Origin of the sequence: Yersinia mollaretii ATCC 43969 (assembly GCF_013282725.1) — a bacterium.
GTDB lineage: Bacteria > Pseudomonadota > Gammaproteobacteria > Enterobacterales > Enterobacteriaceae > Yersinia > Yersinia mollaretii.
Map to the genome: position 1 here is coordinate 2,622,357 of NZ_CP054043.1, position 14,990 is coordinate 2,637,346.

Consider the following 14,990-nt stretch of genomic DNA (forward strand, 5'->3'; position numbering starts at 1 on the left):
CATAAAGGATAGAGAATGAGTAGCGTAGATATTAATGTTCCTGACCTCCCTGAGTCTGTTGCCGATGGCTCTGTTGCCACCTGGCACAAAAAACCGGGTGACATCGTTAAGCGTGATGAAGTACTGGTTGAGATTGAAACAGACAAAGTGATTCTGGAAGTGCCGGCCAGTCAGGACGGTATTTTGGATGCCATTTTGGAAGATGAAGGCGCGACAGTCACTTCACGTCAAGTTTTGGGCCGCATTCGTCCAAGTGATAGTTCAGGCAAGCCGACAGAAGAAAAGAGCCAGAGCACGGAGTCCACTCCTGCTCAGCGCCAGACGGCTAGCTTGGAAGAAGAGAGCAACGATAGCCTCAGCCCGGCGATTCGTCGCCTGATTGCTGAACATGACCTTGATGCTACCGCCATTAAAGGCAGCGGTGTGGGTGGTCGAATCACACGTGAAGATGTGGATAGCCATTTGGCAAATCGCAAAGCTGCGCCAGCCGCCGTTGAAGCGAAAGTTGAAGCCGCAGCGCCAGCCGCATTGGCGGGCCGCAGTGAAAAACGCGTGCCAATGACTCGCCTGCGTAAACGTGTTGCTGAGCGCCTGTTGGAAGCTAAAAATAGCACCGCGATGTTGACCACGTTTAACGAAATCAACATGAAGCCAATCATGGATCTGCGTAAGCAGTACGGTGATGCTTTCGAGAAACGCCACGGTGTCCGCTTGGGCTTTATGTCCTTCTATATCAAAGCGGTTGTTGAAGCACTGAAACGCTATCCTGAAGTGAATGCTTCCCTCGATGGCGAAGACGTGGTTTACCACAACTACTTTGATATCAGCATTGCTGTATCTACCCCGCGCGGTCTGGTGACCCCAGTTTTGCGTGATGTCGATACTATGGGCATGGCGGATATTGAGAAGAAAATCAAAGAATTGGCTGTCAAAGGCCGTGACGGCAAACTGAAAGTTGAAGAGCTGACTGGCGGTAATTTCACTATTACTAATGGCGGTGTTTTTGGCTCACTAATGTCGACGCCGATCATTAACCCACCACAGAGCGCGATCCTTGGGATGCATGCCATCAAAGATCGCCCAATGGCGGTCAATGGTCAGGTAGTGATTCTGCCAATGATGTATCTGGCACTCTCCTACGATCACCGCTTAATCGATGGCCGCGAGTCCGTGGGTTATCTGGTGACAGTGAAGGAGATGCTGGAAGATCCAGCTCGCTTGCTGCTCGACGTATAAAAAAGATAAATGACAAGGTTAGCCTGATTGCAAGGTGTTGATTACCTGCCTCCGCGCAATCAGGTTGCTTAAAAGGCTTCGGCCCATCTCAGACCTTATATGGATAGAACATCATGAATTTACACGAATATCAGGCAAAACAACTGTTTGCTCGGTATGGTATGCCAGCACCAACTGGCTATGCCTGTAGCACACCGCGTGAAGCAGAAGAAGCCGCATCTAAAATCGGTACTGGCCCGTGGGTGGTAAAATGTCAGGTTCATGCGGGCGGTCGCGGTAAAGCGGGCGGCGTGAAACTGGTTAACAGCAAAGAAGATATTCGTGCTTTCGCTGAACAGTGGTTAGGTAAAAAACTGGTGACTTACCAGACAGATGCGAATGGTCAGCCGGTTCACCAGATTCTGGTTGAAGCAGCGACTGATATCGACAAAGAGCTGTATCTGGGCGCGGTTATTGATCGTAGCTCCCGTCGCGTGGTGTTTATGGCATCCACCGAAGGCGGCGTTGAAATTGAGAAAGTGGCCGAAGAGACGCCAGAACTGATTCATAAGATTGCACTGGACCCGTTGACTGGCCCGCAGCCTTATCAGGGGCGCGAATTGGCCTTCAAACTGGGCTTGAGCGGTAAGCAAGTGGCTCAGTTCACCAAGATCTTTATGGGTCTGGCAACGCTGTTCCTAGAGCGTGATCTGGCAATGGTTGAGATCAACCCGCTGGTGATCACTAAACAGGGCGATCTAGTCTGCCTGGATGGCAAATTGGGCGCGGACGGCAATGCGCTGTTCCGTCAACCAGAACTGCGCGAAATGCGCGACCAGTCGCAAGAAGATGCCCGCGAAGCGCAAGCTGCACAGTGGGAACTGAACTATGTGGCGCTGGATGGCAACATTGGTTGTATGGTGAACGGTGCTGGTCTGGCAATGGGCACCATGGACATCGTGAAATTGCACGGTGGCGAGCCCGCTAACTTCCTTGATGTGGGCGGTGGTGCAACCAAAGAGCGCGTGACTGAAGCTTTCAAAATCATTTTGTCTGACGATAAAGTGAAAGCGGTTTTCGTCAACATCTTCGGCGGCATTGTGCGTTGTGACCTGATCGCTGACGGCATTATTGGCGCAGTGGAAGAGGTGGGCGTCAGTGTGCCAGTCGTGGTTCGTTTGGAAGGGAATAACGCCGAACTGGGTGCCAAAAAACTGGCAGACAGCGGTTTGAATATCATTGCTGCGACCAGCCTGACAGATGCGGCTCAGCAAGTTGTAGCGGCAGTGGGGGCTAAATAATGTCTATTTTAATTAATAAAAACACCAAAGTTATTTGCCAAGGTTTTACGGGTAGCCAAGGGACTTTCCACTCTGAACAAGCTATCGCCTATGGCACAAAAATGGTTGGCGGTGTTACGCCGGGTAAAGGCGGAACTCAGCATTTGGGCCTGCCCGTTTTTAATACTGTGCGTGAAGCGGTAGAAACCACTGGCGCGACGGCATCCGTTATCTATGTGCCAGCGCCGTTCTGCAAAGACTCGATTCTGGAAGCCATCGACGCCGGTATCAAACTGATTATCTGTATTACTGAAGGCATTCCAACACTGGATATGCTGGTGGTAAAAGTCAGGTTAGAACAGTCTGATGCGCGCATGATTGGCCCGAACTGCCCAGGTGTGATCACCCCTGGCGAATGTAAGATTGGTATCATGCCTGGCCATATCCATTTGCCGGGTAAAGTCGGTATCGTCTCTCGTTCAGGCACATTGACCTATGAAGCGGTAAAACAGACCACTGATATTGGTTTTGGTCAATCGACCTGTGTCGGTATTGGCGGCGACCCAATCCCAGGTTCTAACTTTATTGATATTCTGAAGTTGTTCCAAGAGGATCCACAGACTGAAGTCATCGTGATGATCGGTGAAATCGGCGGTAACGCAGAAGAAGAAGCGGCGGCTTATATCAAAGATCACGTGACTAAACCTGTTGTCGGTTACATCGCGGGCGTCACTGCACCAAAAGGCAAACGTATGGGCCATGCTGGTGCCATCATTGCTGGCGGTAAAGGTACGGCAGATGACAAATTCGCCGCACTGGAAGCCGCAGGTGTGAAAACAGTACGTAGTCTGGCTGAAATTGGGAATGCGGTTAAAGCGATATTGCCGCAGTAATCAATAAAACCGTAGTCTGAGGCCACCTTCCGGTGGCCTCAGACTGATGACAAACCCCGATGACTCGATCGGAAACGGTGAGGACAGACGGAAGAGTAAAGCGTCCGCGCCATGGATGGCGCGGCTCGAGCCATCAGGGACGATTTTACGGCGTCTTTACGATCCGCCTGTTCTCTCCGCCACTGGCACTTTGTCAACAACCTCAGGCCACCTTTCGGTGGCCTTTTTAATACTCGATCAGAACTTATTCAACGCGGTAATTAATACAATATCTGTTTGGGCCTGTTGCTTAGCCTGCTCATTGCTAGCGCTGGCGACCTGCTGCTGCAAGGTGGCGAGTGCGGCATCGCGACTGGCTTTATCCTTAAATAACTTATCTTTGATATTGATTGACGCAATATTGGTATAACGACCATCAGCCGTCGTCGGGACTGAAATAGTGCCATTGTTAATCAGATGTTTAACGATTTCTCGTTCTTTTTCATAACCTTCCAATCCAACCAGCTGCCAGCGTTGCTGAGGTTTACCCTCATATTTCCCTGCCTTAACGTCAGTTAAATAGCGTATGGTGAGATTACGGATCGTGCCTGTCTCTTCACCGAATTCGGCTTTACTGTCAGACAATATCGGGAATGTCTGCCCTTCGAGTACGCCCCCTTTTTGTGTGAGATGGCCCATGCGGTAGCTGTTCATGCCCAGATGAATTGGCGTGATATCAATCACTGGTGTGCCGTCATTGAGGCGTAAGTCGGTGATCCTCGACCCCGCTGGTTGACGCAAATCAATGGTGTAGGTCACGCCATCAAAGAAGTCATTGGTTGAATATTTGGAGGCACGGCGCTGCGGATTAAAACTGTAAGTGACATCGCCCGGCTTAACTTGATTAAAGTAGTCAGCCGACCACTCCATATACTGTTTTAATTCTTTGCCCGTCAGGGCGTAAACCGTGATTTCGCCACCGGCATATTGATAGTTAAATGCAATGTCTTTCGCGGTGATATCACCCACATTTAACTTCGGGCGGTCATTATCAATCTGTAGGGCGATGATTTGGGCCTGAGGCGCGTAATAATGCGCGGCTTCTTGATACAGTGCGCTGATACCGGTGTCTTGCACATGAACTTGAGGAATACCCTTAATCTCATCTGCCGGCACCAGATTCACGCCGCTCAATTTAGCAATCACCCGGTTTGCATTGGCGCGCAAAATATCGTGGTAAGGCTGATAAATAGCTTCCAGCTTCTTATCTGACGCGACCTCTTTGATTGTGTAGGTGTAGCTGTCTTTATCGATTAGGTGATATTGACCATCACGCTGTTCAAATTTCAGATCAATACGGGACAGGGCGCGGCCATACTTATCCGGCTCAGTGATAATGACACCGTTAACTACCGCTTTACCAATCTTCACATGCATATGACCGGCGACGATAGCCGCCAACTCTGGATTGGCCTTGGCGATATCCCCTACGCCCGTTCCAGGCCGCTGGTTTTCATTATCGATCCCCATATGTGCGACCAGTACAATAGCGTCAACTTGCGGCTGGATTTGCTGAATGACTTTTTTCACTTCCTGCACCGGATCAGTGAAATGGATGCCGTTAATACGATCAGTGCCCTGAGCGAATTCCGCCGTCATGGGGGTATCCATCCCAATAATGCCGATTTTAACGCCCTGACGCTCGATGATCTTATAAGAGGGCAGGTAAGGTTTACCTGAGTCCCAGAAAATATTGCCTGCCAGTGCGGTGCCGTTAAATTGCTTTAATGAAGTGCCCAGCGCTTTCAGACCGAAATCAAACTCGTGATTACCCATCACCCAAGCATCATATTTCAAGGCATTAAAGCCGAGGATCATCGGGCTAATCGGCTCATTTTTAAAGGTTTCAACAAAGTTGCCTTGAAGGGTATCACCGGCGTCCACCAAAATGATATTCGGCTGCTCGGCACGTATTTTCTGCACTTGGGTGGCTATTTGGCTCAGGCTACCGGCTAAATTTTCACTGTCGCTGGCATAGTCCCAAGGCACAAAAGTACCATGAAGATCAGAGGTGCCAAGGATAGTGACATTAACTTGTTGCGCGGCAAGGGAAGCGGTACTGACACAGAGTAATGTGGTGATAGCTATTTTTTTCATTGAGAGGATTCAATATTTTATCGAGTGATAGCATTTTATCATGCAACAAAATAGCAACACTTGCGAACGCTTCTCTCAGGATAGACTAATATATTTATATAAAACTCGAAATTGTGATTTAACTCACTCTGAATCTAACTATTTTAAAAGTTAATCTAGATCGCATAATAACGAAGTAATAACGCATTAAATAAACCATAAAATTACATTTTATTAACAGTTCGGGATTATATAAAAACAATCGAACTTTTAATTAACATGAAAAATAATTAATTGTGCTAAATCAACTTTTGAATATGGCAATAATGTTCTTATACGCTTAAATTGTTCTAGATCAAACTACGGCATAATGGGCAAATGGCCTATTTGTTGACCTGTATCCAGAACTCAACGCTGGGTCACGTAAAATCCTATTTATTGTGTGGGATTAGAAGCGTACTATTACCACGGTGTAATACTGGGTAGTTGATATTGTTATTTTTGTTGTGTTTTTTTGGGCATTCACTGCGGGGTTTTATGAGACTTCCGGCCTATAGGGAAGTTGAGTTGCCGCAAGTCGGAGTCTTCCTGCGAGGAGCAAGGAGTCAAGATGTTTGATATTGTCGAACTGTCACGGTTACAGTTTGCCTTAACGGCAATGTACCATTTCTTATTTGTCCCACTAACGCTGGGTATGGCGTTTTTGTTGGCAATTATGGAATCGGTTTATGTGCTGTCCGGTAAACAAATCTATAAAGATATGACCAAATTCTGGGGCAAGTTATTTGCTATTAACTTTGCGCTAGGGGTTGCTACTGGTTTGACTATGGAGTTCCAGTTCGGGACTAACTGGTCATATTTCTCACATTACGTCGGCGATATTTTCGGTGCCCCACTGGCAATCGAAGGTTTAATGGCGTTCTTCCTGGAATCTACTTTCGTCGGTCTGTTCTTCTTCGGTTGGGATCGTCTGAGTAAACACCAACATTTGGCCGTAACTTGGCTGGTTGCATTAGGTTCTAACTTCTCTGCGCTGTGGATCTTGGTTGCCAACGGTTGGATGCAAAACCCGATTGCCTCTGATTTCAACTTTGAAACCATGCGTATGGAAATGCTGAGCTTCTCAGAACTGGTTCTGAACCCTGTTGCTCAGGTGAAATTCGTTCACACTGTGGCGGCAGGTTATGTTACCGGTGCGATGTTTGTTCTGGGTATCAGCTCCTACTATCTGTTGAAAGGCCGTGATATTCCGTTCGCCAAGCGCTCTTTCGCGATTGCTGCGAGCTTTGGTATGGCTGCCGTGCTGTCTGTTATCGTGCTGGGTGATGAATCCGGTTATGAGATGGGTGACGTGCAGAAAACCAAACTGGCTGCCATTGAAGCAGAATGGGAAACCCAACCGCCTCCAGCTGCTTTTACGCTGTTTGCGATCCCTAATCAGGAGACGATGGAGAACCGCTTTGCTGTTCAGATTCCATTCGCGCTGGGCATTATCGCGACCCGTTCACTGGACACCCCAGTTATCGGCTTGCGTGATTTGATGTCTCAACATGAAGTGCGTATCCGCAATGGCATTCAGGCTTATAGCCTGTTAGAAAAATTACGTGCCGGTAATACGGATCCTGCTGTGCGTGAAGCCTTCAGTAAAGCTAAGCAAGATCTGGGCTACGGTTTATTACTAAAACGCTATACGGAAAATGTGACTGATGCGACTGAAGAGCAAATTCAGTTAGCAGCACAAGACTCCATTCCACGCGTTCTGCCGCTCTACTTTGCCTTCCGCATCATGGTTGCCTGTGGCTTCCTGATGTTAATTATCATCGGCCTGTCCTTCTATAATGTGGTTCGTGGTCGGATTGGTGAGAAAAAATGGTTACTGCGTGCCGCATTATTCGGTATTCCGTTGCCGTGGATTGCAGTAGAAGCAGGTTGGTTTGTGGCGGAGTATGGCCGTCAACCATGGGCCATCGGTGAAGTGCTACCAACAGCGATTGCAAACTCATCCGTGACTGCTGGGGATATCCTATTCTCAATGGGGCTGATTTGCGGTCTGTACACGCTGTTCCTGGTTGCAGAAATGTACCTGATGTTCAAATTTGCGCGCCTTGGGCCTAGCAGCCTGAAAACGGGCCGCTATCATTTTGAACAGCCGACTGCACCAGTGCAGGAAGCACGGTAAACAGGAGTCCACTTATGTTTGATTATGAAGTATTACGATTTATCTGGTGGCTGCTGATCGGTGTGCTGCTGATTGGTTTCGCAGTTACCGATGGTTTCGATATGGGTGTCGGTATCCTGCTGCGTATCATCGGTAAAAATGATACAGAACGTCGTATTATGATTAACTCGATTGCCCCTCACTGGGACGGTAATCAGGTTTGGTTGATCACTGCGGGTGGGGCGCTGTTTGCGGCCTGGCCAATGGTGTATGCCGCCGCATTCTCCGGCTTCTATATCGCGATGATTCTGGTGTTGGCTGCCTTATTCTTCCGTCCGGTCGGTTTCGACTACCGCTCCAAGCTGGAAGATAACCGCTGGCGCAACATGTGGGATTGGGGCATTTTTGTGGGCAGCTTCGTGCCTGCTGTGGTGTTCGGTGTGGCGTTCGGTAACTTGCTACAAGGCGTGCCGTTCCACATGGATAGCTACATGCGCCTGTTCTACACTGGGAGCTTCTTCCAGTTGCTGAACCCGTTTGGCCTACTGGCTGGTGTTGTCAGCTTAACCATGCTGGTCACGCAAGGGGCAACTTACCTGCAAATGCGTACCCGTGGTGAGTTGCATCTGCGCTCTCGTGCTGCGGCGCAGATTTCAGCCTTGGTGATGGCAATTGCCTTCCTGTTGGCCGGGATCTGGTTAGTTAATGGCATTGATGGTTTTGTTATTACCTCAGCGCTGGATACAGCTGCTCAATCTAACCCGATGCGCAAAGAAGTTGCACATCAGGCAGGGGCATGGTTGATTAACTTCAACAAGTACCCAAGCCTGTGGGCGCTGCCGGCTCTTGGGGTAATTCTGCCACTGTTTACTGTCTTGCTGTCGCGCTTTGAAAAAGGGGCTTGGGCCTTCCTGTTCTCATCACTGACTATTGCCTGTGTGATTTTGACTGCTGGGGTCACCATGTTCCCGTTCGTTATGCCGTCAAGCACAGTACCTAATGTCAGCCTGACAATGTGGGATGCGACATCTAGCCTGTTGACGCTGAAAGTGATGACCATTGTTGCGATCATCTTTGTTCCGCTCATCTTGCTGTACACCAGTTGGTGCTACTACAAAATGTTCGGGCGCATTGATAAAGACTTTATCGAAAACAACAAGCATTCACTGTACTAAGGAGCATAAAGCATGTGGTATTTTGCCTGGATTCTAGGGACACTTCTGGCCTGCTCCTTTGGTATCATTACTGCTCTGGCGCTGGAGCAGAGTGAAGCCAATGCAGCAGCAAAAGCTGCTAATAATGGCGAAGATGATGTTGTCCGATAAGTTATACGCGTTAATGGATAAGGGCCCGCTCAGGGCTCTTTCACTGCTGCTCGCATTTGCTGTGGCTTTTTGTGTGTTTTGGGACCCTTCGCGTTTCGCGGCGGCTACCAGCTCACTTGAAGTCTGGCAAGAGGTGTTTATCGTGTGGGCAGTGTGTACTGGTGTGATTCATGGCGTCGGTTTTCGCCCTAAGCGGGTGTGGTTACGCGCTTTTTTCTCACCACTTCCAGCAATTGTGATCTTGGGCGCGGGATTATTCTACTTTTTCGCTTAATCTGAATCTATATCGCCTAATCTGCACAAAATCTCTCCTTATGGGCCTCCCGGCCCATAATTATTTTCGTTCTATTCTCGCAAGTGATTCCAAAGCGTAACGCTCTTCAGTATAGTGTCTCCGTTAATTGCATTACTGGGAAGTAGAGTGAGTAATACGTTGTTTCGATGGCCGGTACGTGTCTATTTTGAAGACACCGATGCTGGTGGCGTGGTTTACCATGCACGCTACGTTGCCTTTTACGAAAGGGCGCGCACAGAAATGTTGCGCCAACGCAATTTCCACCAGCAGCAATTGCTCAGTGAGCATGTCGCTTTCGCTGTCCGCCGCATGACGGTAGAATATCTGGCTCCTGCACGTCTAGATGATATGCTGGAAGTTCAGAGTGAAATTACCGCAATGCGTGGGGCTTCTCTCACGTTTGCTCAACGAATTCTCGACTCACATGGCAATCTTCTGAGTAGTGCAGAAGTATTGATCGCATGTATCGATCCACACCAAATGAAGCCAAGAGCGCTTCCTAAGTCTATTGTCGCGGAGTTTAAGTAGTGGCTGACATGAACATTCTGGATTTATTCCTGCAGGCAAGCCTATTTGTTAAGCTTATCATGCTGGTTCTGATGGGCTTTTCTATTGCTTCATGGGCGATCATCATTCAACGAACGCGTATTCTGAATGCTGCTACCCGCGATGCAGAAGCTTTCGAAGATAAATTTTGGTCCGGCATTGAGTTGTCTCGCCTGTATCAGGAAAGTCAGGCCCGCCGCGATACACTTGGCGGCTCCGAGCAGATCTTCCATTCTGGTTTTAAAGAGTTCGCCCGTTTGCATCGTGCAAACAGTCATGCACCTGAGGCCGTGATTGACGGCGCTTCCCGTGCGATGCGCATCTCAATGAACCGCGAATTAGAAGCGCTGGAAACCCATATTCCTTTCCTCGGTACTGTCGGTTCCATCAGCCCGTATATCGGCCTGTTTGGTACAGTATGGGGGATTATGCACGCCTTTATTTCTCTGGGTGCAGTAAAGCAGGCAACATTGCAGATGGTCGCACCAGGTATTGCTGAAGCACTAATTGCTACGGCGATCGGTCTGTTTGCGGCAATCCCTGCTGTTATGGCATATAACCGTCTGAATCAGCGCGTGAATAAACTTGAACAAAACTATGACAACTTCATGGAAGAGTTCATCGCTATTCTGCATCGTCAGGCTTTTGCCAGCGCCGATAGCAAATAAGTAGGGGGTTGTATGGCGCGAGTACGTGGTCGTAAACGTCGCGAGCTTAAGTCTGAAATTAACATTGTTCCCTTGCTTGACGTGTTGCTGGTGCTATTGCTGATTTTTATGGCGACAGCGCCGATTATCACGCAAAGCGTTGAAGTGGACCTCCCTGATGCGACGGATTCAAAAACTGTCTCTAGCGATGATAATCCACCCGTGATTGTCGAAGTGTCAGGTGTAGGGCAATATTCGCTGGTTATTGATCACCAGCGGATGGAGCAACTGCCCTCAGAACAAGTGGTGGCAGAGGCTCAGGCAAGATTGAAATCGAATCCGAAAACCGTATTCCTGATTGGCGGCGCGAAAGAGGTTCCCTATGATGAGATCATCAAGGCGCTGAATATGCTGCATCAGGCTGGCGTTACGTCGGTGGGCTTAATGACTCAACCGATATAAATTTGCGTTGATATTGGCGGGATTGATAGTGAATCCAGTCAGTAGATACCCTGTTTTTAGCAGTTCCGTTTTTTAGAAATAGAGCGCGGACATCGAGTGTGGAAATCGAGCGTGGGTAAGGCAACCGAGCAAAATGATAAGCTGAATCGCGCCATTATAGTTTCGGTGGTTCTACATATCGTATTGATTGCCCTGTTGATTTGGGGCTCTCTGACGCAGACGACTGAAATGGGCGGCGGCGGTGCTGGCGGCGAAGTTATCGACGCCGTCATGGTCGATCCGGGCGCGGTAACAGAACAGTATAACCGTCAGCAACAGCAGCAGACGGATGCTAAACGCGCAGAGCAGCAACGCCAGAAGAAAGCCGAGCAACAAGCGGAAGAGTTACAACAAAAACAGGCTACAGAGCAGCAGCGCCTGAAAGAATTGGAAAAAGAACGTCTGCAAGCGCAAGAAGATGCGAAACAGGCGACTGAAGAACAGAAAAAACAAGCAGCTGAACAGCAAAAACAGGCCGCCGAGCAACAGAAAGTTGCTGCCGCCGCTGCTGCAAAAGCGAAAGAAGAACAGAAACAAGCTGAGGCTGCCGCTGCTCAAGCCAAAGCAGAAGCGGACAAAATCGTGAAAGCGCAGGCTGACGCGCAGAAAAAAGCGGAAGCTGAAGCCAAAAAAGAGGCTGCTGTAGCGGCTGCGGCGAAGAAGCAAGCCGATGCGGATGCGAAGAAAGCCGCAGAAGCTGCTGAGAAAGCGGCAACCGATGCGGCAGAAAAGAAAGCTGCCGCAGATGCTGAGAAAAAGGCCGCCGCTGATGCTAAAAAAGCGGCTGCTGCGGATGCTAAGAAAAAAGCCGCCGCAGAAGCTGCCGCTGCTGCAACAGACGTAGATGATTTGTTTGGCGGTTTAGCTAACTCCAAAAATGCACCAAAAAGTGGTTCTGGTGCAGGTGCCGCCGCCGCGGGTAAAGGCGGAGGTAAGAAGAGTGGGGCGTCAGCGGGTGATATCAGCGGCTATCTGGGCCAGGTCACTGCTGCCATCCAAAGTAAATTTTACGATGCGGATCTTTACAAAGGCCGTACCTGTAATCTGCGAATTAAATTAGCACCAGATGGTCTATTAATTGATGTTAAAGAGGAAGGCGGCGACCCAGCACTCTGTCAGGCTGCGATTGCTGCTGCAAAACTGGCTAAAATACCTAAACCTCCAAGTTCGGATGTTTATGAGGTGTTTAAGAATGCTCCGCTTGTATTTAAGCCTCAATAAGGTTTGATTGACTGGGGTATAACTTTGTTAATCGACCATGGATTATGTAGTTTTGTTTGCATTGGTTTGTTAAAATTCTGCTAATTATCGCGGGCATCCCGCTCGGGTAAGGGAGACAAGATGAAGCAGGCATTTCGAGTAGCGCTAGGCTTTTTAGTTTTATGGGCGTCGGTATTACACGCAGAAGTTCGAATTGAGATTACCCAAGGGGTAGACTCTGCGCGTCCAATTGGGGTCGTTCCATTCAAATGGATGGGGCCGGGCACACCACCGGAAGAGATTGGCGCTATTGTTGGCGCAGATTTACGTAACAGTGGCAAGTTTAACCCGATTGACGCAGCTCGCATGCCACAGCAGCCTTCTACTGCGGCTGAAGTCACACCTGCGGCTTGGACTGCATTGGGTATTGATGCTGTTGTTGTTGGTCAGGTTCAACCGAGTGCCGATGGCAGTTATGTCGTTTCTTACCAGTTAGTCGATACTTCTGGTGCTGCAGGTAGCGTTTTGGCGCAAAATCAGTATAAAGTAACCAAACAATGGTTACGTTATGCAGCGCATACTGCCAGCGATGAAGTCTTTGAAAAACTGACCGGGATTAAAGGTGCTTTCCGTACCCGTATTGCTTATGTCGTGCAAACGAATGGCGGCAAGTTCCCACACGAATTGCGGGTTTCTGATTACGATGGCTACAACCAGTTTGTGGTTCACCGTTCTCCTCAACCTTTGATGTCACCAGCCTGGTCTCCAGATGGTAGCAAAATTGCTTATGTAACATTCGAGAGTGGCAAATCAGCACTGGTTATTCAGACGCTGGCTAATGGTGCAATTAGACAAGTGGCTTCATTCCCACGTCATAACGGTGCACCAGCCTTCTCACCGGACGGGACTAAGTTGGCCTTCGCTTTATCTAAAAGCGGTAGCCTGAACTTGTATGTTATGGACTTAGGTTCTGGCCAAATCAGTCAGGTTACTGATGGCCGTAGCAATAACACTGAACCAAGCTGGTTCCCGGATAGCCAAAATCTGGCTTATACCTCGGATCAGGGCGGTCGTCCACAAGTGTATAAAGTGAATATTAATGGCGGTGCGCCACAGCGAATCACGTGGGAAGGTTCTCAGAACCAGAACGCAGATGTGAGTCCTGATGGTAAGTTCCTGGTATTGGTTAGTTCCAATGGTGGGGCGCAACACATCGCCAAACAGGATCTAGTAACGGGAGCCGTTCAAGTCTTAACGGACACGTTCCTGGATGAAACGCCTAGTATCGCGCCTAACGGCACCATGGTTATCTATAGCTCGACACAAGGGCTGGGAGCCGTGTTACAGCTGGTCTCGACTGATGGGCGTTTCAAAGCGCGTCTTCCGGCAACTGATGGACAGGTCAAATTTCCTGCCTGGTCGCCGTATCTGTGATGCATGTGTAAATACGTATGTATGGCAAACTATAAAAGGATCAAAGAGATGCAACTGAACAAAGTGCTAAAAGGGCTAATGTTGGCTTTGCCAGTTCTGGCTGTAGCTGCGTGTAGTTCTAACAAAAGCGCAAATAATGACCAATCTGGCATGGGCGCTGGCACTGGTACAGAAAATGGCAGCAACCTGTCTTCCGAAGAGCAAGCGCGTCTTCAGATGCAAGAACTGCAAAAGAACAATATCGTTTACTTCGGTTTCGATAAATACGATATCGGTTCTGACTTCGCTCAAATGCTGGATGCACACGCTGCATTCCTGCGTAGCAACCCATCTTACAAAGTTGTTGTTGAAGGCCACGCGGATGAACGCGGTACGCCAGAATACAACATCGCGTTGGGCGAGCGTCGTGCTAATGCAGTGAAGATGTATCTGCAAGGTAAAGGCGTTTCTGCTGACCAGATCTCTATCGTTTCTTACGGTAAAGAGAAACCAGCAGTACTGGGCCATGACGAAGCAGCGTTCGCTAAAAACCGTCGTGCAGTTCTGGTTTACTAAGAGAATCGCATGAACAGTAACTTCAGACGTCACTTGGTGGGTCTGTCGTTACTGGTTGGCGTAGCGGTCCCATGGGCCGCTACTGCCCAAGCGCCAATCAGTAATGTCGGCTCCGGCTCGGTAGAAGATCGGGTCACTCAACTTGAGCGTATTTCTAACGCTCACAGCCAACTATTAACTCAACTTCAGCAACAACTGTCTGATTCGCAACGCGATGTTGATAGTTTACGCGGTCAGATCCAAGAAAATCAGTACCAGCTCAATCAAATTGTTGAGCGGCAGAAACAGATCTACCAGCAGATGGATAGTCTGAGTGGTGGTCAGGGGGCTTCAACAGCAGCTCCTGCGGCTGATGCAGCTGCGTCAGCGAATGCAGCAGCTGGAAGCTCTGATACTGCCACCGCAGCGGCTACAGCAGCTCCTGCGGCCAGTACTGGTGATGAAAACAGCGATTACAATGCAGCTGTTTCTTTGGCTCTTGAGAAAAAACAGTATGATCAAGCGATCACTGCTTTCCAAGGTTTTGTGAAACAGTACCCAAAGTCGACTTACCAGCCTAATGCCAACTATTGGCTAGGGCAGTTGTATTACAACAAAGGTAAGAAAGACGATGCTGCATATTATTACGCTGTTGTAGTAAAAAATTATCCAAAGTCTCCAAAAAGTTCAGAAGCGATGTTTAAAGTTGGGGTGATCATGCAGGATAAAGGCCAAAGCGATAAAGCGAAGGCGGTTTATCAGCAAGTGATCAAGCAATATCCTAATACTGATGCTGCTAAACAGGCACAGAAACGTTTATCTGCTCTTTAGCCTTTTTCGAGTCCAG

Annotated in this window: 15 protein-coding genes; 14 read left to right on the top strand and 1 reads right to left on the bottom strand. The window is 48.8% G+C overall.

Annotation, left to right across the window (positions count from 1 at the left end; all coding sequences use genetic code 11):
• Nucleotides 1-15: 15 nt before the first annotated feature.
• The 3 genes from odhB to sucD all read left to right on the top strand — a co-directional run bounded on the left by odhB (nt 16) and on the right by sucD (nt 3,388).
• A complete protein-coding gene (gene odhB / locus HRD69_RS11595) occupies nt 16-1,236 on the top strand; it encodes a 2-oxoglutarate dehydrogenase complex dihydrolipoyllysine-residue succinyltransferase (RefSeq protein WP_004875588.1) in 1,221 nt (406 codons plus the stop codon).
• A 113-nt stretch (nt 1,237-1,349) separates the two neighbouring features.
• Nucleotides 1,350-2,516: an ADP-forming succinate--CoA ligase subunit beta gene (gene sucC, locus HRD69_RS11600; RefSeq protein WP_004875587.1), complete on the top strand. Its 1,167-nt coding sequence runs from the start codon at nt 1,350-1,352 to the stop codon at nt 2,514-2,516.
• On the top strand, nt 2,516-3,388 hold the full coding sequence (sucD, locus tag HRD69_RS11605) for a succinate--CoA ligase subunit alpha (protein WP_032814729.1): 873 nt from the start codon (nt 2,516-2,518) through the stop codon (nt 3,386-3,388). Before sucC ends, sucD begins: the two co-directional genes overlap by 1 nt.
• A gap of 237 nt (nt 3,389-3,625) precedes the next feature.
• Here sucD and HRD69_RS11610 read toward each other — a convergent pair whose 3' ends face one another.
• Nucleotides 3,626-5,524, bottom strand: coding sequence for a bifunctional metallophosphatase/5'-nucleotidase (locus tag HRD69_RS11610; RefSeq protein WP_004875586.1), 1,899 nt, complete (start codon nt 5,522-5,524; stop codon nt 3,626-3,628).
• Nucleotides 5,525-6,113: 589 nt separating this feature from the next.
• Between HRD69_RS11610 and cydA the strand changes: the two genes are divergently transcribed.
• The 11 genes from cydA to cpoB all read left to right on the top strand — a co-directional run bounded on the left by cydA (nt 6,114) and on the right by cpoB (nt 14,974).
• Nucleotides 6,114-7,682 (top strand): cytochrome ubiquinol oxidase subunit I, encoded by a 1,569-nt coding sequence (gene cydA, locus HRD69_RS11615; RefSeq protein WP_004875585.1) that lies wholly within the window; start codon nt 6,114-6,116, stop codon nt 7,680-7,682.
• Between the two features lie 14 nt (nt 7,683-7,696).
• Nucleotides 7,697-8,836, top strand: a complete 1,140-nt coding sequence (cydB, locus tag HRD69_RS11620; RefSeq protein ID WP_004875584.1) for a cytochrome d ubiquinol oxidase subunit II — start codon at nt 7,697-7,699, stop codon at nt 8,834-8,836.
• Nucleotides 8,837-8,848: 12 nt separating this feature from the next.
• Nucleotides 8,849-8,986 (top strand): cytochrome bd-I oxidase subunit CydX, encoded by a 138-nt coding sequence (gene cydX / locus HRD69_RS11625; RefSeq protein WP_004393309.1) that lies wholly within the window; start codon nt 8,849-8,851, stop codon nt 8,984-8,986.
• Nucleotides 8,973-9,260 (top strand): cyd operon protein YbgE, encoded by a 288-nt coding sequence (ybgE, locus tag HRD69_RS11630; RefSeq protein ID WP_172666808.1) that lies wholly within the window; start codon nt 8,973-8,975, stop codon nt 9,258-9,260. Before cydX ends, ybgE begins: the two co-directional genes overlap by 14 nt.
• A 147-nt stretch (nt 9,261-9,407) precedes the next feature.
• Complete coding sequence (gene ybgC, locus HRD69_RS11635) at nt 9,408-9,809, top strand: tol-pal system-associated acyl-CoA thioesterase (RefSeq protein ID WP_005165498.1); 402 nt, start codon at nt 9,408-9,410, stop codon at nt 9,807-9,809.
• Nucleotides 9,809-10,495 carry a Tol-Pal system protein TolQ gene (tolQ, locus tag HRD69_RS11640; protein ID WP_004715787.1) on the top strand — a complete coding sequence of 229 codons (687 nt, stop codon included), beginning with the start codon at nt 9,809-9,811 and terminating at the stop codon, nt 10,493-10,495. The genes ybgC and tolQ overlap by 1 nt, the downstream gene beginning before the upstream one ends.
• A 12-nt stretch (nt 10,496-10,507) precedes the next feature.
• Nucleotides 10,508-10,936 carry a colicin uptake protein TolR gene (tolR, locus tag HRD69_RS11645; RefSeq protein WP_004393306.1) on the top strand — a complete coding sequence of 143 codons (429 nt, stop codon included), beginning with the start codon at nt 10,508-10,510 and terminating at the stop codon, nt 10,934-10,936.
• Between the two features lie 111 nt (nt 10,937-11,047).
• Entirely contained in the window at nt 11,048-12,196 is a 1,149-nt protein-coding gene (tolA, locus tag HRD69_RS11650; RefSeq protein ID WP_004875582.1) for a cell envelope integrity protein TolA, read from the top strand.
• 120 nt (nt 12,197-12,316) lie between these two features.
• The gene (tolB, locus tag HRD69_RS11655) at nt 12,317-13,609 is read left to right on the top strand and encodes a Tol-Pal system beta propeller repeat protein TolB (RefSeq protein ID WP_032814727.1); all 1,293 of its coding nucleotides are present in this window, start codon (nt 12,317-12,319) and stop codon (nt 13,607-13,609) included.
• A 48-nt stretch (nt 13,610-13,657) separates the two neighbouring features.
• Nucleotides 13,658-14,164: a peptidoglycan-associated lipoprotein Pal gene (pal, locus tag HRD69_RS11660; RefSeq protein ID WP_005278500.1), complete on the top strand. Its 507-nt coding sequence runs from the start codon at nt 13,658-13,660 to the stop codon at nt 14,162-14,164.
• Nucleotides 14,165-14,173: 9 nt separating this feature from the next.
• Entirely contained in the window at nt 14,174-14,974 is an 801-nt protein-coding gene (gene cpoB / locus HRD69_RS11665; RefSeq protein ID WP_032814724.1) for a cell division protein CpoB, read from the top strand.
• Nucleotides 14,975-14,990 lie beyond the last annotated feature (16 nt).

What these genes read in the sequence shown, in the direction of transcription:
- odhB (WP_004875588.1), top strand. Translation starts at nt 16, where the DNA reads ATGAGTAGCGTAGATATTAATGTTCCTGACCTCCCTGAGTCTGTTGCC.
- HRD69_RS11610 (WP_004875586.1), bottom strand. Translation starts at nt 5,524, where the DNA reads ATGAAAAAAATAGCTATCACCACATTACTCTGTGTCAGTACCGCTTCC.
- pal (WP_005278500.1), top strand. Translation starts at nt 13,658, where the DNA reads ATGCAACTGAACAAAGTGCTAAAAGGGCTAATGTTGGCTTTGCCAGTT.
- tolR (WP_004393306.1), top strand. Translation starts at nt 10,508, where the DNA reads ATGGCGCGAGTACGTGGTCGTAAACGTCGCGAGCTTAAGTCTGAAATT.
- cydA (WP_004875585.1), top strand. Translation starts at nt 6,114, where the DNA reads ATGTTTGATATTGTCGAACTGTCACGGTTACAGTTTGCCTTAACGGCA.
- cydB (WP_004875584.1), top strand. Translation starts at nt 7,697, where the DNA reads ATGTTTGATTATGAAGTATTACGATTTATCTGGTGGCTGCTGATCGGT.
- tolB (WP_032814727.1), top strand. Translation starts at nt 12,317, where the DNA reads ATGAAGCAGGCATTTCGAGTAGCGCTAGGCTTTTTAGTTTTATGGGCG.
- cpoB (WP_032814724.1), top strand. Translation starts at nt 14,174, where the DNA reads ATGAACAGTAACTTCAGACGTCACTTGGTGGGTCTGTCGTTACTGGTT.
- sucC (WP_004875587.1), top strand. Translation starts at nt 1,350, where the DNA reads ATGAATTTACACGAATATCAGGCAAAACAACTGTTTGCTCGGTATGGT.
- ybgE (WP_172666808.1), top strand. Translation starts at nt 8,973, where the DNA reads ATGTTGTCCGATAAGTTATACGCGTTAATGGATAAGGGCCCGCTCAGG.
- sucD (WP_032814729.1), top strand. Translation starts at nt 2,516, where the DNA reads ATGTCTATTTTAATTAATAAAAACACCAAAGTTATTTGCCAAGGTTTT.
- cydX (WP_004393309.1), top strand. Translation starts at nt 8,849, where the DNA reads ATGTGGTATTTTGCCTGGATTCTAGGGACACTTCTGGCCTGCTCCTTT.